We start from the raw sequence: 21514 nt of genomic DNA on the forward strand, positions 1-21514 counted from the left end.
ACGGGAGGGACCGGTCCCGGCCACACTGTCGGGCGTGCAGGTACTGGTCACCGGAGGCAGTGGTCAGCTCGGCCGCGCGCTGGTCCCCGCGCTGCAGGCAGCCGGGCACCAGGTGCGGCAGATGTCGCGTCGCGGGACGGGTCCGGGCGGGGTCCGCGGCGACCTCGCGACCGGGCGCGACCTGGCGGCGGCGGTGGGCGGGTCGGAGCTGGTCGTGCACGCGGCCAGCGACCCGCGCGGCGACCCGTGGCAGGTCGACGTCGCCGGCACCCGCCGGCTGGTGCAGGCGGTCGACCGCGACCGGCTGCAGCACCTGGTCTACGTCTCGATCGTCGGCGTCGACCGGGTGCCCTTCGGCTACTACCGCGCCAAGTTCGCCGCCGAGCAGGTGCTGCTGGCCTCGGGGCTCCCGGTGACGCTGGCGCGCATCACCCAGTTCCACCCGTTCATCGACGAGATGCTGGCCACCGCGCGCCGCGGGCCGGTGCTGCCGGTGCCGATGGGCTGGCAGGCCGCCCCGGTCGACGTCGCCGAGGCCGCCGGCTTCCTCACCGAGGTGGCCGGCGGGCCGCCGGTGGGCGACGTCGTCGAGTTCGGCGGGCCGGAGGCGCTGTCCGCGGCCGACCTGGCCCGGGCGTGGGCGGCCGCGCGCGAGCCGAACGTCCACGTGGTGTCCACCCCGCTGCCCGGCAAGCTCAGCGCCGCCTTCCGCGAGGGGAGCGTGCTGCCCTCCGCGCGGGCCGCCCGCGGCCGGCGCACCTACGCCGAGCACCTCCGCGGCCAGCACCTCTCCGCCTAGGGACCGGGCCGTTCCTGCCGATCTCCGCGCCGCGGCTGCCACGTCCGGCAACCGCCGGCACCGGGCGGCCGGCGGTCCCTAGGGTCCGGGTGTGACCCGTTCCCCTGCCGTGCCGGTGCTGGCCGCCGTCGTCGTCACCGTGCTGGCCTGGGCGTCGGCGTTCATCGGCATCCGCGCGGTGGGGCAGGACCTCTCGCCCGGCGCGCTGGCACTGGGCCGGCTGCTGGTCGGGACGGCGGTGCTCGCGCTGCTGTCGCTGGGGCGCGGCTGGGTGGCCCCGACGCGGCGCGAGTGGGCACTGCTGGTGCTGTGCGGGGTGGGCTGGTTCGGCGTCTACAACGTCGCGCTCAACGCCGCCGAGCAGCACCTCGACGCCGGGACGACGGCGATGCTGGTCAACACCGGGCCGATCCTCATCGCCGTGCTCGCCGGCCTGGTGCTCGGCGAGGGCTTCCCCGGCCGGCTGGTCGCCGGGCTGGTCGTCGCCTTCGCCGGGGTGCTGCTCATCGGCGTCGCCGGCCGGGACGGCCGCACCGACGTGCTCGGCGTCGTGCTGTGCCTGCTCGCCGCGGTGACCTACGCGGTGGGCGTGGTGGCGCAGAAGCCGGTGCTGCGCCGGCTGCCGCCGCTGCAGGTGACGCTGACGGCCTGCGCGGTCGGGGCGGTGTGCTGCCTGCCGTGGTCGGGGGCGCTGGCGGCCGAGCTGGCCGTCGCCCCGGCGTCGTCGGTCCTCGGCACGGTCTACCTCGGCGTGGTGCCGACGGCGCTGGCCTTCAGCACCTGGGCGTACGCGCTGGCGCGGGTCCCGGCGGGCCGGCTGGGCGTCACCACCTACCTCGTGCCGCCGCTGGTGGTGCTGCTGTCGTGGCTGCTGCTCGACGAGGTGCCGCCCGCGCCGGCCGTGGCCGGGGGCGCGGTGTGCCTGGCCGGGGTGGCGCTGGCCCGCAGCCGCGGCCGGGTGCGCCCGGCGGCAGCCCGGGGAGCGGCCGGGACGGCCCCCGTGCAGGGGACCGACGCGGGCCTCCCCGCGGCCGGGGCGCGGAGGTCCTTCCTCAGAGGTAGGCGCGCGGGTCCACCGCGGGCGGCAGCTCGCCGGGCACGATCCGCCGCCCGGTGACGGACGTCGGGATCAGCCGCAGCCACCGCCCGTGCTCGCCCGGTGCCCACGGCTGCACGCCGGTGGCCTCGGTGCGGGCCACCAGGTCGGCGCGGTGGCCGGGACCGACCTCCTCGGCGACGCCGCGGACCAGCACGCTCCAGCCGCTGCGGGTGCGCCGGTCGATCTCGTCGACCTCGAAGGTGACGTTGGCGTGGTCGGCGGCGGCCAGCTTGGTGCCCGGCGCGGTGCGGATGACGATCGTCGTCCCGTCGACCGCGTAGTTGACCGGGAACACCAGCGGGTGGTGCTCGGCGTTGACGGCGAGCCGGCCGATCTCCTGGGTGGCGAGCAGCCGGGAGCACTCGTCGGCGGAGAGCTCCTCCATCGTGGGTCCGGTCATGCGCCCATCGTGGCCGGGGCGCGGGACGACCGCGACCGGGTCAGCGGCGGCGGGGGCCGGCCCAGGGGTCGTCGGGGTCGAGGTCGTCGTCGGCGTGGTCGTCGGCGAGGTCGTCGTGCGGGTCGGCCGGCGGCGGCGCGGCGGGGGAGCGTCCCGGGGCGGGCTCGGCCCGGCGGGCGAGGGCCTGCAGGGCGTCGTCGCGCTCGGCCTCCCGGCGGACCCGCGCCGCCCGCTCCCGCTCGCGCTCCGCGGCGCGCAGCTGGCGGCGGGTGGGCCGGCCGGTCGCGGGCTCCTCGCGGGTGCGGGTGAGCCGCCACAGCGCGGGCCCGGTCAGCGCCAGGCCGATCGGGACCACGTAGGCCGCGACCCGCTCGGTGCCGCCCGCGCCGAGCAGCCCGACCACCCCGGCGCCGTAGAAGACCGTCGTCGCGGCGCCGAGCAGGCCCAGCAGCGCCAGCGTCGTCCCCACCGCCTCCGACCACGGGCGGACGGCGTAGGCCAGCGCGACCAGACCGGCCGCCCCGCCGACGAGGTACAGGGCGGCGCCGGCGGTGTGCAGGCTCGGCGAGGTCAGCCGGGGGAAGACGCCCACCAGCAGGACGCCGAGCGCGGCCGCGCCCAGCAGCGCGACCGCGGGGCGGGCCGCCCGGCCGCGCAGCGCCGGCAGCAGCGCCACCGCGCCGGCGCCGATGAGCCCGGCCTGCACGACGAACGAGGCGTTCATCAGCGTGTGCCCGGGCCAGGTGACGTCGCCGAGGGCGCTGATGGTGTCGGCCGACCGCGAGTAGGGCAGCCCGGCGCGGAGCTGCACGACCGTCTCGACGACGAAGAACTGCAGGGTCAGCACCCAGGCGAGCGCGCCCCAGGCGATCCGTCTCATCGGCACACGCCCCATGGTCCCAGCCCCCCGGGCCGGCCGGCCGCGATCAGGGGAGGTGGGCGAGGAGGGCGGCGTGCTGGGCGGGGCTCAGGTAGGAGGGGTTGCCGCCGGCGGGCACCCGGAGCACCTCGGCGTCGGCGAACCCGGGGTCGGCCAGCAGGTCGGCGCGCGGTACCGGCTCGGCCAGCAGGGTCAGCCGCACGTGCACCAGCGGCCCGCTCCCGTCCTCGCCGACCTCGCCCGCGACCACCCCGGTGGCGTGCACGCCCGGGCGGTCGCGGCCGGAGAGCCACAGCAGGCAGGGGTCCCCGGGCGCGACCAGCCCGAGCCGGTAGGACCGGTACAGGCAGCGGCTGACCGTCCGCTCCTCGCCGGGCCGCCACCCGGGGACGACGGCCGAGGGCGGGCGCGCGGTCTTCACCACCCAGCAGGCGACGTCGGCGGGCTGCAGGCGGGTCACCGGCCCATCCCACCAGCAGGGCACGATGGCCGCGTGCCGTGCCCCGACCGCCGACCCCGTCCGCGGCGCTGAGCGGCGCGGACCGGCTGCCGCGGGGGCACCGCGCCGGGGAGCCGGGGCTGCGCCGCGCGTCGACGGCGGTCTTCCTCGCCGGGCTGGCCGTCTTCGCCGTCCTCTACGCCCCGCAGGCCCTGCTGCCCGAGCTGACCCGTGCCTTCGCCGTCACCCCGGCCGCCGCGACGCTGTCGGTCTCCGGGGCGACGGCGGGGCTCGCCGTGGGCCTGCTGGTGCTGGGGCCGCTGTCGGACCGCGTCGGGCGCACCGCCGTCCTGCGCGCGGCGCTGGCCGCGGCCACCGTGCTGGCGGTGCTCCTGGCACTGGTGCCGGCGTGGGAGCCGCTGCTGGTGCTGCGCGTGCTGCAGGGGTTCGCGCTGGCCGGGCTGCCCGCCGTCGGGGTGGCCTACCTGCGGGAGGAGCTCGACGCCTCGGTGAGCTCGCGGGCCATCGGGCTGTTCGTCGGCGGCACGGCGATCGGCGGCCTCAGCGGCCGGCTGCTGGCCGGGGCGCTGGCCGACCTGGGCGGCTGGCGCGCGGCGCTCGGTGCGACCGCCGGGCTGGCGGTGGCCTGCACGGCCGCGGTCTGGCTGCTGCTGCCGGCGTCGCGGCGCTTCGTGCCGGTGCCCCGCGGGACGCCGGTGCTTCAGCAGCTGGCCCGCGGCGTCGGCGACCCGGTGCTGCTGGGCCTCTACGGGCTGGCCGCGCTGCTCATGGGCGGCTTCGTCGCGGTCTACAACGCGGGCACCTTCCGGCTGGAGGCGCCGCCGTACGGGCTCTCGCCGGCGCTGGCCGGGCTGGTCTTCCTCACCTACCTGCTCGGCTCGGTGAGCTCCCCGGTGGCCGGTGCGCTCGCCGAGCGGGTGGGCCGGCGGGTCGTCGTCCCGGTGGCGATCGTGCTCACCGGCGGCGGGCTGCTGCTGACGCTGGCCGAGCCGCTGGGGGTCTTCGTCGCGGGGCTGGCGGTGCTCACCGTGGGCTTCTTCGCCGCGCACGGGGTGGCCAGCGGGTGGGTGGCGGCACGGGCGGCGCTGGGGGAGCGGCCGGTCGGGCAGGCCGCCTCGCTGTACTCGTTCTGGTACTACGTCGGCTCGTCGGTGGGCGGCACCGTGGCCGGCCGGGCGTGGGCGGACGCTGGCTGGCCGGGCGCGGCCGCCGTCGCCGGCACCGGCATTGCCGGGGCGCTGGTGCTCGCGCTGCTGCTCGGTCGCAGCCGCCGCCTGCCGGGCCGCTGACCGCGCGCGGGCGGGCGCCGGACCGCCGTCCGGAGCCCGCCCGGTGACATGCCGGAACGGCCTCCCTGCAGGGGGCCCGCCGCGAGCGTGCGAGCGGTGGGGGGCAGGGAGGTCCTCCTCCTAGTCCGTGGCGGCGTGGAACTCCGCGCCGGCCGGGTCGGCGTCGTCGGAGCCGACGGCCTGCCGCTCCTGCTCGGTGCGGTGCTGCAGCGCGTCGTCGCTCGGCCGCGGGTCGGCCTTGCCGTGCTCCTGGCGCGTCCTGGGTGCCGACTCCTCGGTGTCCATGACGTCGTCGAGGGTCGGGCGGTCGGGTGGGGTGGTCATCGCGGTCCTCCGTGGTCGGGTGTCCACGGGAGCCCATAGCCGTCCCGTGACGGGGGAAACCCGTCAGCGCTGCTGGAGCGAGCCCGCCGGCAGCCAGGCCTCGACGAGCACCGGCCCGTGCGGTCCGGGGACGGCGTAGGCGACGCGGCCCTGCCAGCCCTCCGGCCGCTGGCGCCACTCGACGAGCAGCCCGGGCACCGTGCCGGGTGCGCCGGGCGGGGCGTGCACCCAGCAGTGCCGGCCGGTCCCGTCCTCCCGCCGCGGAGGCGGGTCGGCCGCCGGCCCGGGGACGGGTGCCGGTCGGACGCCGGAGTCGGCGGCCCGCTCGCCCAGCGACGGCCGTGACCTGCCCCGGTGCATCCCGCCAGCCACCCCGGCAGTCTGGCACGCCCGTCGAACACGCGTTCGACGCGACGGCCCTGTCGAGCCGCGACCGGCGCGGGCCCGCGGAGGGACCACGCCGGTCGTGCGTCTCACCCCGTGCGGGCCTCGCCGCCGGGCTGCTCGCCGAGGGCGTCCTCCTCCGGGTCGCTGGTACGGGTCACGCCCTCGCCCAGCGTCCGGGCCACCTCCTGCAGCAGCGGGTGCGCCGGCAGGTCCTCGACCGGCACCGGCAGCGGCAGCGACCAGTTGGGCCGGTCGGTGGTGCCGGGCACGTTGGGCCGGCGCCGCTCGGCGACGGCGTCGTCGAGGGTGGCCGACAGCAGCAGCGACGGCGCCCGGGCCAGCAGCTCGTGCGCCCGCCTCACCGCCGTCTCCGGCCTGGCGTTCCTCCGCACGCCCGGCAGCCGCTCCAGCAGCGACCGCCGGCCGCGCTCGAGCTCCTCGTCGGTGCCCGTGCCGTACCGCCGCTGCTCCTCGAGGTCGGCGCCGCTCCACAGGCCGGCCACCGTGGGCAGGTCGTGCGTGGTGATCGCGGCCATCGCCTCGGCGGGCCACTCGGTGGGGTCGTCGTCCTCGAACCACAGCAGCCGGTAGCTGAGGATGCCGTGCTCGGCCATGGCCTCGCGGACGCCGTCCTCGACGGTGCCCAGGTCCTCGCCCACGACGACGGCCTGCGCCCGGTGGCTCTCCAGCGCGACGATGTCGAGCAGGTCCTCGGCCGGGTAGCGGACGTAGGCGCCGTCGGCCGCGCTGCCGCCGGTGGGCACCCACCACAGCCGGAACAGGCCCATGACGTGGTCGATGCGCAGCCCGCCGGCGCCGGCCATGGTGGCGCGGATGGACTCGACGAACGGCTCGTAGTCCGCCTCCTGCAGGCGCCAGGGCACCAGCGGCGGGGAGCCCCAGTCCTGGCCCTGCGCGTTGAACTCGTCGGGCGGGGCGCCGACCGTGGCGCCCTGGGCGAGCACGCCCTGCCAGGTCCAGGCGTCGGCGCCGCCGCCGGCCACGCCGATCGGCAGGTCCTGGATGACGGTCATGCCCTCGGTGGCCCGCTCGAGCTGCCGCGACAGGCACCACTGCAGCCAGGCGTGGAAGGCGACGTCGCGCTCGTGCTCGGCGACGAAGCGGCCGACGGCCTCGCCGCGCGGGTCGCGCAGCTCCTCGGGCCACGTGTGCCAGTCGGGGCCGTGGACGTCGGCCAGCGCGCACCAGGTGGCCCAGTCCTGCAGCTTCTGCCCCTGGAACCACCACCACTCGGGGAAGGCGGGCTCGTCGCGCCCGGCGGCGTCGAAGACGCGGCGCAGCGCCTCGCGCTTGCGGGCCCAGATCGCGTCGCGGTCGACCAGCTCGCCGTCGGACAGCGCGCGCCCGGCGTCGCCGTCGAGGTCGACGCGGTCGGCGCCGGGGACCTCCTCCACCCGCAGGTAGAGGGGGTTGCGGAAGCGGCGGGTGGCCGGCAGGTAGGGGCTGGCCTCCTGCTGCGGCGTGGGGGCGACGGCGTGCAACGGGTTGACCAGCACGAAGCCGGCGCCCTGGTCGGCGGCCATCTCGCGGACGGCGCGCAGGTCGGCGAGGTCGCCGATGCCCCAGCTGCCGCGGCTGCGGGTGGCGTAGAGCTGCACCGCCCAGCCCCAGGCGCGGTCCTCGGGCAGCCAGCACCGGCCGGGCGAGACGACCAGCCGGCGGCGCGGCCCGCCTGGCGCCTGCAGCCAGTGGTAGCCCAGCGGGAAGTCGTCGGGCAGCTCGCCGTCCACGTGCCGGGTCGAGCCGTCCTCGAGGGTCACCTCGGCCTCGTCGACCTCGAGGACGTCGCCGGGTCGCGCGACGATGGGCGCCCGGTGCTCGAGGTCCTCCGGCGGCTCGCCGATCACCTCCCGCAGGCGCTCGATGGTGGCCTGGGCGACCTCGTGTTCCTCGTCCAGGGCGTCGAGCCAGGTGGCGTCGATGCCCCACCGGTCGGTGTCGGGGGTGCGTGTCACCCCTCGATCCTCCGGGGCCGAGGGGGTGATCGCAGCAGGGGACGGAGTGGTGCCGCTTACGTCTGGACCCTCCAGCGGGTGGAGGGTGCAGGGTCGGGCCCGTGGAGGGGGTCCTGCTGACCATCGGCGAGGTGGCCGCCCGGCTCGGCGTCCCGGTGCGCACCGTGCGGTTCTGGTCCGACGCCGGGCTGGTCGACCCGCCGGTCCGCTCGGCCGGCGGCTACCGGCTCTACGACGCCGCCGCCGTGGCCCGCCTGGACCTGGTGCACACCCTGCGCGGCCTCGGGCTCGGGCTGCCCGCCGTCCGCGAGCTGCTGGCCGCCCGCCGCACCGTGGCCGACGTCGCCGCCGAGCACGTGCGCGCCCTCGACGCCGAGATCCGCCTGCTGCGGCTGCGCCGGACGCTGCTGCAGGCCGTCGTGCACGCCGGCACCCCGACCGAGGAGATGAGGATCGTGTCCGACCTGGCCGCGCTGTCCGCCCGCGAGCGGCAGCGGATCGTCGACGCATTCGTCGACCGCGCCTTCGCCGGCCTGCCTGACGACGCCCCCGGCGCCGGGCTGGCCGCGCCCATGCGCTCGCTGCCCGCCGAGCTGCCCGAGGAGCCGACCGCCGAGCAGGTGGCCGCCTGGCTGGAGCTGGCCCGCCTGGTCGCCGACGACGGGTTCGCGGCGCGGGTGCGCGAGATGGCGGTGGCCGGTGCCGGTGGCGGCCCGGAGGACCCCGACCCCGGGGTCGACGCCGGCCGCCTCCAGACGCTGGGCCGCGGCGCGCTCGCCGACGGCGTGCCGCCGGGCAGCCCCGCCGCGGAGGCGCTGGTGGCCGAGCTGCTCGACGACGGCCGGGAGGACGACCCGGGCCGCCGCGCCGCGCTCGCCGACCGGCTGGCCACCTTCACCGACGCCCGCGTCGAGCGGTACTGGCAGCTGCTCGGCGTGCTCCACGGCCGGCCGCCGTTCGAGCCGTCGGTGCCCGCGGTCGAGTGGTGGGTCGCCGCGCTGCGTGCGGCACCCTGAGGCCGTGGACCGGCTGCTGCTCGTGCACCCGCCGCTGCTCGGCCCCGCGGTGCTCGGCCCGCTCGCCGCGCGGCTGCGCGCGGGCGGGGCCACGGTCGCCGTCCCCGACCTGCGGGCGCACGTGCCGGACCCGGCGGCCGGGCGTCCCTCGGCCGCCGGGTGGGCGCAGCGCTGGGCCGCGGTGGTGGGGCCGGCGGACGTCGTCGTCGGGTTCTCCGGCGCGGGCATCGCGCTCCCGCTGCTCGCCGAGGCCTCCGGCGCCCGCCGGGCGGTCTGGCTCGACGCGGTCCTGCCGCCGGCCGCGGGGACGGCGCGGTGGCCGGCCGGCGTGCGGGAGCGGGTGGCGCCGCTGGTGGGCGACGACGGCCGGGTGGCCGACTGGACGACGTGGTGGGGCCCCGACGCGATGGCCGGGCTGGTCCCCGACGCCGGCGTGCGGGCCGCCGTCCTCGCCGAGGGGCACCGGCTACCGGCGGACCTGTGGTCGACCGGCGTCCCGGTGCCGCCCCTGGCCGCCGAGGCGCGCTACGTGCACCTGTCACCGGCCTACGACGGGGACGCCGCGGCCGCCCGGGACCGTGGCTGGCCGGTCGCCGGGGACGGCCGCGGCGCCCACCTCGCCGTGGCCACCGACCCCGCGCGGGTGGCCGCCCTGCTGCGCTGAGCGTTCCGGCACACCCCGGTCCCGTGGCCGCGGGCCCCCGGCTGCGGTAGGCACGCACGGTGACCGTGATCGGCTTCCACAACTCGCACGAGCAGGTCCACCCGGCCGAGCTGCTGGCCGCCGTCCAGCACGCGGAGGAGGTGGGCTTCACCGCGGCGATGTGCTCCGACCACTTCGCGCCCTGGAACTCCCACCAGGGGCACTCGGGCTTCGCCTGGTCCTGGCTGGGCGCGGCGCTGGCCACCACCGGCCTGCCCTGCGGAGTGGTCAACGCGCCGGGGCAGCGCTACCACCCGGCGGTCATCGCCCAGGGCGCGGCGACGCTGGCGGCGATGTTCCCCGGCCGGTTCTGGATGGCGCTGGGCAGCGGGCAGGTGATGAACGAGCGGATCACCGGCACCCCGTGGCCGCCCAAGCGGGTGCGCGACGCCCGGCTGCGCGAGTGCGTCGACGTCATCCGCGCCCTGCTGGCCGGCGAGGAGGTCACCCACCGCGGGCTGGTCGACGTCGAGCGGGCGCGGATCTGGTCGCTGCCCGAGCAGCAGCCCGCGCTCATCGGCCCGGTGATGAGCGTCCCGACCGCGCGCCGGCACGCCGACTGGGCCGACGGGTTCATCACCATCAACCAGCCGCACGACACGCTGCGCGAGCTCGTCGGCGCCTACCGGGACGCCGGCGGCCAGGGCCGGCTCGTGCTGCAGGTGCACCTGTGCTGGGACCCCGACCCGGACCGGGCGAGGCAGATCGCCTACGACCAGTGGTTCACCAACACCTTCCCGCCGCCGCTGTGCTGGGACCTCGACGGCCCGGAGGCCTTCGAGCAGGCCAGCGCGTACACGCCGCAGGAGGCCGTCGAGGGCGCCGTCCGGGTGAGTTCGGACCTCGGCCGGCACGCCGCCTGGCTGGCCGAGTACGTCGAGCTCGGCTTCGACGAGGTCTACCTGCACCACGTGGGCAAGGAGCAGAAGCCCTTCCTCGACGCGTTCGGCGAGCACGTGCTGCCGCAGCTCGGCGTCACCCGGCCCGAGCCCGCCGTGGCACTCGACGGCCCCGGCGGGCCGCGCCGCCCGCGGCAGGAGCCCGAGCCCGGGGCGCCCACGGTGCTGCCGGAGGGCCGCCCGACCCCGCCCTGACCCCGCCGCCGCCGAGAGGGCACCCGGTGCCGCCCGGGCCGGCGTGTCCGCGCGTGCCGGCGGCAAGAACTGCCACCTCGACGTCCCGCCCACCCCGAGCTGAGGGGATCCGAACGTGAAGATCACCGACACCGCCGACGTGTGGTGGAAGACCGCGGTCGTCTACTGCCTCGACGTCGAGACCTACCTTGACTGGGACGGCGACGGGTGCGGTGACTTCGCCGGCCTCGCCCAGCGCATCGACCACCTGGCCGGCCTCGGCGTCACCTGCCTGTGGCTGATGCCCTTCTACCCGACCGCCGAGCGCGACGACGGCTACGACATCACCGACTTCTACGGCGTCGACCCGCGGCTGGGCACCCACGGCGACCTGGTCGAGGTCATCCGCACGGCCAACGACCGCGGCATCCGGGTGATCGCCGACCTCGTCGTCAACCACACCTCGATCCAGCACCCGTGGTTCCAGCGGGCGCGGCAGAGCCGCGACGACCCCTTCCACGACTTCTACGTGTGGCGCGACGACGAGCCGCCGGACACCAGCGACCAGGTGGTCTTCCCCGACCAGGAGGACTCGGTCTGGACGTTCAACGAGCCGACGGGGGAGTGGTACCTGCACCGCTTCTACAAGGAGCAGCCCGACCTCGACGTCACCAACCCGCGGGTCCGCGACGAGGTCGCCAAGATCATGGGCTTCTGGCTGCAGCTGGGCCTGTCGGGCTTCCGCGTCGACGCCGTCCCCTTCTTCCTCGAGACCGAGGGCGGCGCCGACAGCGAGGGCTTCCCCGACCCGCACGAGTACCTGCGGGCGCTGCGCGCCTTCGTCGGCCGGCGCACCGGCAGCGGCGTGCTGCTCGGCGAGGTGAACCTGCCGCACGAGCAGCAGCGGGAGTTCTTCGGCGGGGACGACGGCGACGAACTGACCATGCTGTTCGACTTCGTCGGCATGCAGGCGATGTACCTGTCGCTGGCCCGCGGCGACGCCGGCCCGCTCGCCACCGCGCTCACCTCGCGCCCCGAGGTCGACCCCGACAGCCAGTGGGCCACCTTCGTGCGCAACCACGACGAGCTCACCCTCGACAAGCTCACGGAGGACGAGCGGAAGGAGGTCTTCGCCGCCTTCGGGCCCGAGGAGCGGATGCAGGTCTACGGCCGCGGCCTGCGCCGCCGGCTGCCCCCGATGCTCGACGGCGACCCGCGACGGGTCCGCATGGTCTACAGCCTGCTGTTCAGCCTCCCCGGCACGCCGGTGCTCTTCTACGGCGAGGAGATCGGCATGGGCGAGGACCTCTCCGCCGAGGGCCGCCTCGCCGTCCGCACGCCGATGCAGTGGACGTCGGGGCCCAACGGCGGCTTCTCCACGGCCGACCCCGACCGGCTGCCCGGCCCGGTGGTCGACGGCGGCTTCGCGCCCGAGTTCGTCAACGTCGCCGACCAGCGCCGCGACGAGGACTCGATGCTCTCCTTCGTCACGCTGCTCGTCCGTCGCTACCGCGAGTCGCCGGAGCTCGGCTGGGGCGCCTTCCGCGTCCTCGACCAGCCGCACCCGGAGGTGCTGGCCCACCTGTCCACCTGGGACGACGGCACGGTGGTCGCGGTGCACAACCTCGGCCCGGAGCCGCGGGTGGTGCCGCTGACCCTCGAGGGCTGCGACGCCTCCCACCGCCTGGAGGACCTGCTGGTCACCCAGTCGACCCCGGTGGGGGACGGCGGCGCGGTGGAGCTGACCCTCGACGGCTACGGGTACCGCTGGCTGCGGGTGGTCGCGGAGGACAGCCGCCGCCTGCTCTGACGCCCGTCCGTGACGTCGGGTCGCGCGTGGACGACGGCACGTGCTCCCGCGCCGGGGACACGCCCCGATGGCCGCCGCGCCCGGGGGCCTCGTCGGGTCCGTCGGGGGGCGCGCCTAGCGTGATCACCGATGTCCGATCCCGTGGCCCCCGCGCCGTCCGCCCCCGCCTCCTCCGCCCCGGCCCCCTCCGCTCCCTCCGCGGCCGCCGGGCCCGTCCCGCCGCCGGGCCCGCCGTCGCCCGTGCCCACCGGGCCGGCCACCGCGCCGGGGTCGGCGCCCGCCGGAGGGGCGGGAGCGAGCGGGGCGAGCGCCGTCGGCACGGCGCCGGTGCCGTCTCACGCCGTCGCGCCCGCGGCCGCCGACGACGCCGGCCCGCACGCCACCGGCCCGGTGAGCGGCAGGCCGCCCGCGCCGCCGGTGGTCCGCCCGCGGCGGCGGGACCCGCTCACCCGCATGGGCCCGTGGGCGCCGGTCGCCGGTGCCGTGCTGGGGCTGCTCGCCGGGCTGGTCGCCGTCTGGGTGCTCGGCGGGCGGGCCGACGGGTTCGCCGAGGGGTTGTCGCTGGCCTTCCTCGTCGTCGGGCTGACCATGCTGGGCGCGGCCGCGGCGCTGCTGGCCGACGAGGTGCGGCTGGTGCGCCGGGGCGCGCGCGAGGCCGCCGTGCGCCCCGCCTGGGTGGAGGCCACCGCCGGGCTGATCAACGGGCTGACCCCGGCCCGGCTGCTGCTGGGCAGCAGCGCGTTCGTGCTGTTCCTGGCCGCCTACACCGCCCGCTGAGCGGGCCCGCGCCGGCTCACTCGCCGGCGACGGGCTCGCGCAGCTCGACCGGGTCCAGCCGGCCGGAGACGATGTCCTCGGCGACGTCGTCGACCACCCGGCCGGTGGCGAAGGCGTGCGCCCGCAGCACCGCGAGGGTGTCGACGACGTCGAGGCCCAGCGCGACCGTCGCCACGCCGGTGGCCTGCCACACCCGGTTGCGGCGGCGGGCGTCGGGGGAGTCCCACCAGCGGGCCGAGCTCTCGTCGCTCGCCACGGCGCCGGAGGAGCGCACCAGCTCCTCGGTCATCGTCACCACGACCGCCTCGACGTCGTCGCGCGGCACCGCGGTGAGCGTGGCCAGGTCGCGGGCGTAGAGGTCGACGATCACCGTCGGCCCCAGCGGCGGGGCCAGCGGCACCGAGTAGACGGCGCGGTAGGGCGTCTCGCCGAGCAGGGCCGCGTGCAGCGAGGGCCAGTTGCGGTTGATGTCCTCGATGTCGAAGACGATGGCGCTGCCGGTGTCGTGGGCGCGCAGGCACGGGCCGTCGCCGGCGGTGAACTGCAGCTGCTCGGCGTGCGAGGTCGTCGGGTCGCTGGCCCCGATCGGCGTCCGCAGGCCCGCGCCTTCGTGGATGCTCAGCGCGGCGCCGTCCACCCCGACGGCCTCGGCGCACGCGCGGCACAGCCGCGAGGGCACCATCTCCGGGCCGTCCTCGCCGGGCTCGGCCGGCACGCGCAGCGCCTCCAGGAAGCGTCCCGCCGCGTCGCTCATCGTCACCGTCGGCTCCCTCGACCTCGTCGTCCTCGTCGTCCTCGTCCCCGTGGGTCCCGTCCCGGCTGGTGGACCCGGGGACAGCCTGCCCGCGGGGTCCCCGGTCGGTCCACCCAGGTCACCGGTAGGCGTCGACCGCCAGCACGACCGCCAGCCCCAGCCCGGCCAGCGCGATCAGCCGGCGCAGCGCCCCCTGCGGCGCCCGCCGCACCACCCGCGGGCCGAGCCGGCCGCCGACGAGGCAGCCCAGCGCCAGCGGCAGCGCCGCGCTCCAGGCCACCGGGGAGAGCAGCACGAAGCCCACCGCGGCCACCGCGTTGGCCGCACCCAGCGTGACGTTCTTGAACGCGTTGCCCCGGGGCAGCGGCTCGCCGGTGCCGAGCAGGAACAGCGCCAGGAGCAGCACCCCGGCGGCCGCGCCGAAGTAGCCGCCGTAGACGGCGACCACGGCGGTCCCCGCCACCAGCCACCACGGGTCGCGCCGCCGGTGCGCGCGGGCGCCCTCCTCGGCCAGCTCCCGCGGCGGGCGCTGCAGCAGGATGGCCAGCGCGGCGCCGCCGATGAGCACCGGCACCGCCCGCTCGAACGCCTCGGCCGGCGTGAGCAGCAGCAGCGCGGCGCCCGTCGCGCCGCCGAGGACCGCGGCGGCGACCAGGGGCAGCAGCCGCCGGCCCTGCCCGGTCAGCTCCGGCCGGGACGCGCTGATCGACCCGACGCTGGTGAGCACCAGGGCCACGGTGTTGGTCACGTTGGCCGTCACCGGCGGCAGCCCGGTGGCCAGCAGCGCCGGGTAGCTGACCAGCGAGGCCAGCCCCGCGACGCTGCCGGCCAGCCCCGCGCCCACGCCGGCCAGCACCAGCAGCAGCGCCTCGACGACGGTCACCGCGACACCAGCACCCCGACCGCGACGCAGCCGAGCACGACGATCGCCGTCCGCAGCACCACCGAGGGCAGCCGCCGGCCGTACCGCGCGCCCACCGTGCCGCCGACCACCGAGCCCCCGGCGACCAGCGCGGCCGCCGTCCAGTCGACCCGGTCGGTGGCGACCACGACGTAGGCCAGCGCGGCGACGCCGTTGACCGCGGAGGTGAGCACGTTCTTCAGCGCGTTGAGCCGCTGCAGCGGCTCGGGCAGCAGCAGGCCGAACAGGCCCACCTGCAGCACGCCCTGGCTGGCGGCGAAGTAGCCGCCGTAGCTGCCGGTGGCGTAGGCCGCGGCGACCAGCCCGGCCAGGCGCAGGCCGCGCGGGGCGGTGCCGCCGGCGACCTGCCGCGCGGCCAGCCGGCGCGAGAGCAGCGGCTGGACGGCGACCAGCACGACCGCCAGCCCGACCAGCGCGGGCACGACCGCCTCGAACGCCGCCGCCGGCAGGTGCAGCAGCAGCGCGGCACCGGTCAGCGCGCCGAGCACCGAGGCCGGCAGCAGCCGCAGCAGCAGCGGGCGCTGGCCGGCGAGCTCGCGCCGGTAGCCCACGGCGCCGCTGACGCTGCCCGGGACCAGGCCGAGGGTGTTGGTGACCGTGGCGGTGACCGGCGGCAGCCCGGTGGCCAGCAGCACCGGGAAGGTCACCAGCGTCCCCGACCCGACGACGGCGTTGATGCTGCCGGCGGCCGCGCCCGCGGCGAGCACCGCCAGCATCTCGGGCACGGTCATGCGGTCACCGCCGCCGAGCCTGGCACACCGCCCCGGTGTGACCGCGCGCACGCACCGGCGGCCCGGACGGCGCTCAGGCGTCCTTGCGGCCGGCGTCCAGGACCCGCAGCACGAGCTCGCCGGCCTCGTCGGAGGCGGCCAGGTCGACCTCGGCGTCGATGCCCCAGTCGTGGTCGCCGGCCGGGTCGTCGAGGATCTGCCGCACCCGCCAGACGCCGGGCTCGCTGCGGTCCCACACCAGCAGCGCCGGGCCGCGGGCGTCGGCGCCGGTGCCCAGCTCGTCGTGCTCGGCGAAGTAGCCGCGGACCACCTCGCCCCAGCGCTCGGCGTCCCAGCCGGAGCCGGCGTCGAGCTCGCCGAGGTCGTACCAGCGCCGCCGCGCCCACAGCTGCACCCGCTGGAACAGCGCGTTGCGCACCATCGCGGTGAACGCCCGCTCGTTGCCGGTCAGCGGCCGCGCCCGGGCCGGGACGGCGACCGGCTCGTCGAGGGGTCGGTCGGGGCTGGTCAGCTGCTCCCACTCGTCGAGCAGGCTGGAGTCCACCTGCCGCACCAGCTCGCCGAGCCACTCGACGAGGTCGGTGACCTCCTCGGTGCGGGCGGCCGCCGGGACCCCGCTGCGCAGCGCCTTGACCGCGTCGGACAGGTAGCGCAGCACCGCCCCCTCGGCGCGGGTCAGGCCGTAGGTGGAGACGAACTCCTTGAACGTCATCGCCCGCTCCCACATCTCGCGGACGACCGACTTCGGCGACAGGTGCGCGTCGGCGGCCCACGGGTTGCTGCGCACGTAGACCTCGAAGGCGTGCCCGAGCAGCTCCTCGAGCGGCTTGGGGTAGCTGACGTCGTCGAGCAGCTCGATGCGCTCGTCGTACTCGATGCCCTCGGCCTTCATCTGCGCCACGGCCTCGCCGCGGGCCTTGTTCAGCTGCGCGGCGAGCACCTGCCGAGGGTCGTCCAGGGTCGCCTCGACCACGCTGACGACGTCGAGGGCGTAGGTGTCGGAGTCGGGGTCGAGCAGCTCGATGGCGGCCAGCGCGAAGGTCGACAGCTGCTGGTTGAGGGCGAAGTCCGGCGGCAGGTCGACCGTCAGCCGGAAGCGCCGCCCGTCGGGGTCGGGCTCGTCGAGGCGCTCGAGCACGCCGGCCTGCAGCAGGGAGCGGGCGATGCCGACCGCCTCGCGCACCAGCCTGAGCTGCCGCCTGCGCGGCTCGTGGTTGTCGGTGAGCAGCCGGCGCAGCGCCGCGACCGGGTCGCCGGGCCGGTCGACGACGTCGAGCAGCACCGCCGTCGTCACCCGCATGTGGCTGGTCAGCGGCTCGGGCTCGGCGGCCACCAGCCGCTCCATCGTCGCCTTCGACCACGGCACCGAGCCCTCGGGCGCCTTCCGGCGCACCAGCTTGCGGCGCTTCTTCGGGTCGTCGGCCACCTTGGCGAACTGCTTGAGGTTCTCCACCTCGTGCTCGGGCGCCTGGACGACGACGGTGCCGGCGGTGTCGTAGCCGGCGCGGCCGGCCCGGCCGGCGATCTGGTGGAACTCCCGGGCGTTGAGCAGCCGGGTGCGGGTGCCGTCGTACTTCGACAGCGCGGAGAACAGCACGGTGCGGATCGGCACGTTGATGCCGACGCCGAGGGTGTCGGTGCCGCAGATGACCTTGAGCAGCCCGGCCTGGGCCAGCTGCTCGACCAGCCGCCGGTACTTGGGCAGCATCCCGGCGTGGTGGACGCCGATGCCGTGGCGCACCAGCCGCGACAGCGTCGTCCCGAAGGCGGAGGTGAACCGGAAACCGCCGATCGTCTCGGCGATCGCGGCCTTCTCCTCCCGGGTGCAGACGTTGACGCTCATCAGCGCCTGCGCCCGCTCCAGCGCCTGCGCCTGGGTGAAGTGGACGACGTAGACGGGCGCCTGCTGCGTGTCGAGCAGTTCCTGGATGGTCTCGTGGGCCGGCGTCGTCGCGTAGTAGTGGTGCAGTGGCACCGGGCGCTCGGCGCCGGCGACCAGCGCGGTCGGCCGGCCGGTGCGGCGGGTGAGGTCCTCGCGCAGCGCGTCGGTGTTGCCGAGGGTGGCGCTCATCAGCAGGAACTGGGCGCGGGGCAGCTCCAGCAGCGGCACCTGCCAGGCCCAGCCGCGGTCGGGGTCGCCGTAGAAGTGGAACTCGTCCATGACGACCAGGCCGATGTCGGCGTCCGCGCCCTCGCACAGCGCCACGTTGGCCAGCACCTCGGCGGTGCAGGCGATGACCGGCGCCCCGGCGTTGACGCTCGCGTCGCCGGTGAGCATGCCGACGTTGGCCGCGCCGAAGACGCCGCACAGGGCGAAGAACTTCTCGCTGACCAGCGCCTTGATCGGGGCGGTGTAGAAGCTGCGCCGTCCGGCGGCCAGCGCGGCGTACTGCGCGCCGGTGGCCACCAGCGACTTGCCCGAGCCGGTGGGCGTCGCGAGGACGACGTTCGCGCCGCTGACCAGCTCGATCAGCGCCTCCTCCTGGTGCGGGTACAGCGGCGTGCCGCCATCGTCGGCCCAGGCGGCGAAGGCGGTGAACAGCTCGTCGGGGTCGTCGCCGCGGGTCCGCAGCGCCGAGAGGTCGCCGGGGTCGTCGAGCAGGGGGAGGGGCGCGGTCGCGGTCATCGTGCGTCCAGCGTGCCAGGCGGCCGGGGCGCCGCTCGGGCGGACACCGGGGCTCCGCGCCTGGGACACCCGGACGTCCGAGGTCACGATCGGGTCACGACCCCTCGGGGAGTCGCTGGCCCGTGCCGAAGACACGTGGAAAGGTGAACGGCAGGTTAACGAGAGGTGGCGCGACGATGCGTGTCGAGGAACGTCCGATGATCCGCTGGGTGCCGGTGACCGACCGGGCCGGCCGACGGCACATGGAGATGCGCTGGGAGCTGCCGCCGGTGGCGGCCGCCGCGCCCCCGCGCGCGTCCTGACGACGGACGGCGGGTTCCCCGCCGCGGGACACGGGTAGGCGGGACGGCGACGCGGTGCCGGGGGAGACGACCCCGGCGCCCGCCCGCCCCCACCCCGAGGAGAACCCGTGTCGTCACCCCGCCCCGAGAGCCAGCCCGAGCAGCAGCAGACCCCGCCCGGGACGCTGGGCGAGATGGACCCCAAGCCCGACCACGGTGAGGAGACCTACCGCGGCTCGGGCAAGCTCACCGGCAAGGCCGCCGTCATCACCGGCGGCGACAGCGGCATCGGCCGCGCGGTCGCGATCGCCTTCGCCCGCGAGGGCGCCGACGTCCTCATCTCCTACCTCTCCGAGCACGAGGACGCCGAGGACACGGCGAAGTACGTGCGCGAGGCCGGCCGCAAGTGCGTGCTCGTCGCCGGTGACCTCTCCGACCGGGCGCACGCCAAGACGATCATCCCGAAGGCCGTCGAGGAGTTCGGCAAGGTCGACGTCCTGGTCAACAACGCCGCCTTCCAGATGTCGCACGACACCCTGGACGAGGTCTCCGACGAGGAGTGGGACCACACCGTCGCCACCAACCTCACGGCGATGTTCGTGCTGTGCAAGGACGCGATCCCGCACATGCCCTCGGGCGGGTCGATCATCAACTCGTCGTCGGTGAACTCCGACATGCCGAGCCCCAGCCTGGCGCCCTATGCAATGACCAAGTCCGGGATCGCCAACTTCACGGCGAGCCTCGCGCAGATGTACGCCGACAAGGGCATCCGGGCCAACAGCGTGGCGCCCGGACCGGTGTGGACCCCGCTGATCCCCGCGACCATGCCCGAGGAGAAGGTGGCCAGCTTCGGCCAGCAGGTGCCGATGGGCCGCGCCGGGCAGCCGGCCGAGCTGGCGCCTGTGTACGTGCTGCTGGCCAGCGACGAGGCGTCCTACGTCTCGGGCGCCCGCGTCGCCGTCACCGGCGGCAACCCGATCCTCTGAGGGGGCAGGCGACGGCCTCCCTGCAGGGGCCCGCCGCGAGCTCGCGAGCGGTGGGGGGCAGGGAGGTCCTTCTGCAGGTCACCTGATCATCGCCGCGAGCCCGGCGATGCCCGCGGGGCCCACCCGGCAGCAGCCGCCGACCAGCCGGGCGCCGGCGCCGACCCACCCCGGGACGGCGCCGGCGTCGACCCCGCCGGTCCCGGTCCACCGCCGGCCGACGGCGTCCCAGCCCTCGCCGCTGTTGGGATAGGCCACCAGCGGCTTCCCGGACGACGCCGCGGCCGCCAGCGACGGGCCCACCGCGTCCGGCGGCACGCAGTTCACCCCCACGGCCACCACGACGTCGACGCCGCGGGCCATCGCGAACACCTCGCCCGCCGGCTCCCCGCGCCGGGTGCGGGCCACGCCGTCGGCGCCCACGACCGTGGTCAGCGACAGCCACACGGGCACGCCGAGGTCGGTGGCCTCGGCCAGCAGCGCCTCCGCCTCGGCGGCCGCCGGCACGGTCTCGCAGGCCAGCACGTCGGCGCCGGCCTCGGCGAGCGCGGCCATCCGCGGCCGGTGGAACGCGCGCAGGTCGGCCACCGAGAGCCGGTCGGCGTAGGCGCCGGTGTACTCCGACCCGTCGGCCAGCGCCGCGCCGTAGGGCCCCACCGAGCCGGCCACCCAGCTCCCGGGGGCGCCCCGGCGGGCCAGCTCCACCGAGCGGGCCACCAGCCCCAGCGCCTCGTCCCGGCCGATGCCGGCCGCGCCGAACCCCTCCACGGTCGCCTGGTAGCTGGCCGTCGTCGCCACCTGGGCGCCGGCCGCGGCGAAGGCGGCGTGCGCCCCGACCACCGCGTCGGGCTCGTCGCGCAGCAGCCGGGCCGACCACAGCGCCGAGGACACGTCGTGCCCGCGCGCCTCCAGCTCGGTGGACAGCCCGCCGTCGAGGACGACGGGTCCGGCGGCCAGGGCATCTGCGAGGGCATCGGCGAGGGCATCGGCGAGCGGCGGGGTCACGGCCCCATCCTCCCGTCCTGCACCCGGCGGCCGTGACCCGCAGGATCGGACCGTGGTGTTCATCTGGAGCAGTGGCTGGGGTCCCCGCCGTCGTCGCCGCGGGTACGGGCCCCGGCCGGGCTGGGGACCGCGCTACGCCTACGGGCCCCCGCCGGGCCGCTACCGCCGGGGGTACGACCGCGACGGCAGCTGCCTGCGCGACCTGCTCTTCCTCAACACCGGCTGCTGCCTGGCCAACGCCATCGGCTGCGGCGTCGAGGGCCTGTTCCTGGTGCCGACGACGGCGCGGCACGTGCACGCCGCCGGCACCGGCACCCGCGGGTCGCGCCTGGCTGACCGGCTGGTCGCCGCCGTCCGCGTCTACCAGCGCGAGATCAGCCCGCGGCGGCCACCGTGCTGCGCGTTCAGCCCCACCTGCTCCGCCTACGCCGTCGAGGCGCTGCAGCGGCACGGCGCCCGCCGCGGGACCTGGCTCACCCTGCGCCGGCTGCTGCGCTGTCACCCGCGCGCCACCGGCGGCGCCGACCCGGTGCCCGCCGCCGCCTGAGCGCGCCCGCCGTCCGGGTGCGGGACGGCGTCCGGGACTCAGCCCGCGAACCGGTAGTGGTTCGCCACGACGCCGGTGGTGGTCGCCACGGACTCGACGAGCTCCCAGCGCAGGTGCGCTCCCGCCGGGAACAGGGTGCGCCCGCAGCCGAGCGCGACCGGGGCGACGGTCAGCCAGGCGTCGTCGACCAGGCCCGCGGGCAGCAGGGTGGCCAGCAGGTCGGGGCTGCCGAGCACGGTGAGGTCCAGGTCGGTGGCGGCCTTGAGCTCGGCGACCGTGTCCGCGGCGTCGCCGGCGAGCAGGGTCGAGTTGACCCACGTGGGCGTGTAGCCGGTGTCGCGGGAGGCGACGTACTTCGGCTTGGCGTCGAGCACCGGGCCGAACGGGTTGTCGGTGGTCCCGGCCCAGGCCGCCTGCAGCGACTCGTAGGTGCGGCGGCCGAACAGCATCCCGCCCTCGGCGGCCAACCCGCGGCCCATCACCTCGCCGAGGACGGAGTCGACGTAGGGCCCGAACCAGCCGCCGTGGGCGAAGCCGCCCCGGGTGTCCTCGTCCGGGGCGCCCGGTGCCTGCACGACACCGTCCAGGCTGACGTGCTCGACGATCGTGACGGTGCCCATGGCCGCCTCCTCTGCGGTAGTCGCTACGTAAGAAGTAGTAACCACTAGGAGA

Annotated in this window: 22 protein-coding genes; 10 read left to right on the plus strand and 12 right to left on the minus strand. The window is 76.8% G+C overall.

All coding sequences use genetic code 11. The features are described from left to right. Positions 1–34 precede the first annotated feature (34 nt). Together LY71_RS06635 and LY71_RS06640 are read left to right on the plus strand one after the other, a co-directional pair. Positions 35–799 carry an SDR family oxidoreductase gene (locus LY71_RS06635; protein ID WP_106276148.1) on the plus strand — a complete coding sequence of 255 codons (765 nt, stop codon included), beginning with the start codon at positions 35–37 and terminating at the stop codon, positions 797–799. A 91-nt stretch (positions 800–890) separates the two neighbouring features. Then, on the plus strand, positions 891–1916 hold the full coding sequence (locus LY71_RS06640; RefSeq protein WP_211297175.1) for a DMT family transporter: 1026 nt from the start codon (positions 891–893) through the stop codon (positions 1914–1916). Here the strand turns inward: LY71_RS06640 and LY71_RS06645 are convergent. Genes LY71_RS06645 through LY71_RS06655 form a run of 3 tightly spaced genes read right to left on the minus strand, consistent with a single transcriptional unit; the run spans position 1852 to position 3638 of the window. After that, a complete protein-coding gene (locus LY71_RS06645) occupies positions 1852–2298 on the minus strand; it encodes a pyridoxamine 5'-phosphate oxidase family protein (protein WP_106276149.1) in 447 nt (148 codons plus the stop codon). The two genes, LY71_RS06640 and LY71_RS06645, sit on opposite strands and share 65 nt — an antisense overlap. Before the next feature lie 40 nt (positions 2299–2338). Then, positions 2339–3178, minus strand: a complete 840-nt coding sequence (locus LY71_RS06650) for a DUF998 domain-containing protein (protein ID WP_211297184.1) — start codon at positions 3176–3178, stop codon at positions 2339–2341. Between the two features lie 46 nt (positions 3179–3224). Next, positions 3225–3638, minus strand: a complete 414-nt coding sequence (locus LY71_RS06655; RefSeq protein WP_106276151.1) for a hypothetical protein — start codon at positions 3636–3638, stop codon at positions 3225–3227. Positions 3639–3676: 38 nt separating this feature from the next. On the opposite strand from LY71_RS06655, the gene LY71_RS06660 reads away from it, so the two are divergent. Then, a complete protein-coding gene (locus LY71_RS06660) occupies positions 3677–4927 on the plus strand; it encodes an MFS transporter (RefSeq protein WP_245887720.1) in 1251 nt (416 codons plus the stop codon). A gap of 120 nt (positions 4928–5047) precedes the next feature. On the opposite strand, the gene LY71_RS06665 is transcribed toward LY71_RS06660, so the two are convergent. The 3 genes from LY71_RS06665 to malQ all read right to left on the minus strand — a co-directional run bounded on the left by LY71_RS06665 (position 5048) and on the right by malQ (position 7614). Then, the gene (locus LY71_RS06665) at positions 5048–5251 is read right to left on the minus strand and encodes a hypothetical protein (protein WP_106276152.1); all 204 of its coding nucleotides are present in this window, start codon (positions 5249–5251) and stop codon (positions 5048–5050) included. 63 nt (positions 5252–5314) lie between these two features. Continuing rightward, positions 5315–5623 (minus strand): hypothetical protein, encoded by a 309-nt coding sequence (locus tag LY71_RS06670; protein ID WP_245887721.1) that lies wholly within the window; start codon positions 5621–5623, stop codon positions 5315–5317. Between the two features lie 101 nt (positions 5624–5724). Continuing rightward, complete coding sequence (gene malQ, locus LY71_RS06675; RefSeq protein WP_106276154.1) at positions 5725–7614, minus strand: 4-alpha-glucanotransferase; 1890 nt, start codon at positions 7612–7614, stop codon at positions 5725–5727. A 101-nt stretch (positions 7615–7715) separates the two neighbouring features. Here malQ and LY71_RS06680 point away from each other — a divergent pair, with 101 nt between their 5' ends. The 5 genes from LY71_RS06680 to LY71_RS06700 all read left to right on the plus strand — a co-directional run bounded on the left by LY71_RS06680 (position 7716) and on the right by LY71_RS06700 (position 12993). Next, the gene (locus LY71_RS06680) at positions 7716–8630 is read left to right on the plus strand and encodes a MerR family transcriptional regulator (protein WP_106276155.1); all 915 of its coding nucleotides are present in this window, start codon (positions 7716–7718) and stop codon (positions 8628–8630) included. Positions 8631–8634: 4 nt separating this feature from the next. Beyond that, positions 8635–9294, plus strand: a complete 660-nt coding sequence (locus LY71_RS06685) for an alpha/beta hydrolase (protein WP_146146069.1) — start codon at positions 8635–8637, stop codon at positions 9292–9294. Positions 9295–9353: 59 nt separating this feature from the next. Further along, complete coding sequence (locus tag LY71_RS06690) at positions 9354–10427, plus strand: TIGR03885 family FMN-dependent LLM class oxidoreductase (RefSeq protein WP_106276157.1); 1074 nt, start codon at positions 9354–9356, stop codon at positions 10425–10427. Positions 10428–10542: 115 nt separating this feature from the next. Next, on the plus strand, positions 10543–12216 hold the full coding sequence (locus LY71_RS06695; protein WP_106276158.1) for an alpha-amylase family protein: 1674 nt from the start codon (positions 10543–10545) through the stop codon (positions 12214–12216). A 327-nt stretch (positions 12217–12543) separates the two neighbouring features. After that, complete coding sequence (locus LY71_RS06700; RefSeq protein ID WP_211297176.1) at positions 12544–12993, plus strand: hypothetical protein; 450 nt, start codon at positions 12544–12546, stop codon at positions 12991–12993. Positions 12994–13009: 16 nt separating this feature from the next. Here LY71_RS06700 and LY71_RS06705 read toward each other — a convergent pair whose 3' ends face one another. From LY71_RS06705 to LY71_RS06720, 4 genes are all read right to left on the minus strand, one after another. After that, positions 13010–13747 (minus strand): hypothetical protein, encoded by a 738-nt coding sequence (locus LY71_RS06705; RefSeq protein ID WP_425433022.1) that lies wholly within the window; start codon positions 13745–13747, stop codon positions 13010–13012. 118 nt (positions 13748–13865) lie between these two features. Beyond that, positions 13866–14630: a sulfite exporter TauE/SafE family protein gene (locus tag LY71_RS06710; RefSeq protein WP_106276160.1), complete on the minus strand. Its 765-nt coding sequence runs from the start codon at positions 14628–14630 to the stop codon at positions 13866–13868. Further along, positions 14627–15400 carry a sulfite exporter TauE/SafE family protein gene (locus tag LY71_RS06715; protein ID WP_106276161.1) on the minus strand — a complete coding sequence of 258 codons (774 nt, stop codon included), beginning with the start codon at positions 15398–15400 and terminating at the stop codon, positions 14627–14629. Before LY71_RS06715 ends, LY71_RS06710 begins: the two co-directional genes overlap by 4 nt. A 73-nt stretch (positions 15401–15473) precedes the next feature. Then, positions 15474–18026, minus strand: coding sequence for a DEAD/DEAH box helicase (locus LY71_RS06720; RefSeq protein ID WP_106276162.1), 2553 nt, complete (start codon positions 18024–18026; stop codon positions 15474–15476). Positions 18027–18435: 409 nt separating this feature from the next. Here LY71_RS06720 and LY71_RS06725 point away from each other — a divergent pair, with 409 nt between their 5' ends. Further along, positions 18436–19293, plus strand: coding sequence for a glucose 1-dehydrogenase (locus LY71_RS06725; protein ID WP_106276163.1), 858 nt, complete (start codon positions 18436–18438; stop codon positions 19291–19293). A gap of 78 nt (positions 19294–19371) precedes the next feature. Here LY71_RS06725 and mmuM read toward each other — a convergent pair whose 3' ends face one another. After that, positions 19372–20295, minus strand: coding sequence for a homocysteine S-methyltransferase (gene mmuM, locus LY71_RS06730; RefSeq protein ID WP_245887722.1), 924 nt, complete (start codon positions 20293–20295; stop codon positions 19372–19374). A gap of 52 nt (positions 20296–20347) precedes the next feature. On the opposite strand from mmuM, the gene yidD reads away from it, so the two are divergent. Then, complete coding sequence (gene yidD, locus LY71_RS24000; protein WP_245887723.1) at positions 20348–20842, plus strand: membrane protein insertion efficiency factor YidD; 495 nt, start codon at positions 20348–20350, stop codon at positions 20840–20842. 38 nt (positions 20843–20880) lie between these two features. Here the strand turns inward: yidD and LY71_RS06740 are convergent, their stop codons facing one another. After that, positions 20881–21462, minus strand: a complete 582-nt coding sequence (locus LY71_RS06740; RefSeq protein WP_106276165.1) for a dihydrofolate reductase family protein — start codon at positions 21460–21462, stop codon at positions 20881–20883. Positions 21463–21514: the final 52 nt, after the last annotated feature.

It is taken from the genome of Geodermatophilus tzadiensis (genome assembly GCF_003002915.1).
Classification (GTDB): Bacteria; Actinomycetota; Actinomycetes; order Mycobacteriales; family Geodermatophilaceae; genus Geodermatophilus; species Geodermatophilus tzadiensis.

Coding starts and splice junctions, on each gene's coding strand:
- LY71_RS06645 (WP_106276149.1), bottom strand. CDS start 2,298: ATGACCGGACCCACGATGGAGGAGCTCTCCGCCGACGAGTGCTCCCGG.
- LY71_RS06650 (WP_211297184.1), bottom strand. CDS start 3,178: ATGAGACGGATCGCCTGGGGCGCGCTCGCCTGGGTGCTGACCCTGCAG.
- LY71_RS06665 (WP_106276152.1), bottom strand. CDS start 5,251: ATGACCACCCCACCCGACCGCCCGACCCTCGACGACGTCATGGACACC.
- LY71_RS06705 (WP_425433022.1), bottom strand. CDS start 13,747: ATGAGCGACGCGGCGGGACGCTTCCTGGAGGCGCTGCGCGTGCCGGCC.
- LY71_RS06715 (WP_106276161.1), bottom strand. CDS start 15,400: ATGACCGTGCCCGAGATGCTGGCGGTGCTCGCCGCGGGCGCGGCCGCC.
- LY71_RS06720 (WP_106276162.1), bottom strand. CDS start 18,026: ATGACCGCGACCGCGCCCCTCCCCCTGCTCGACGACCCCGGCGACCTC.
- LY71_RS06740 (WP_106276165.1), bottom strand. CDS start 21,462: ATGGGCACCGTCACGATCGTCGAGCACGTCAGCCTGGACGGTGTCGTG.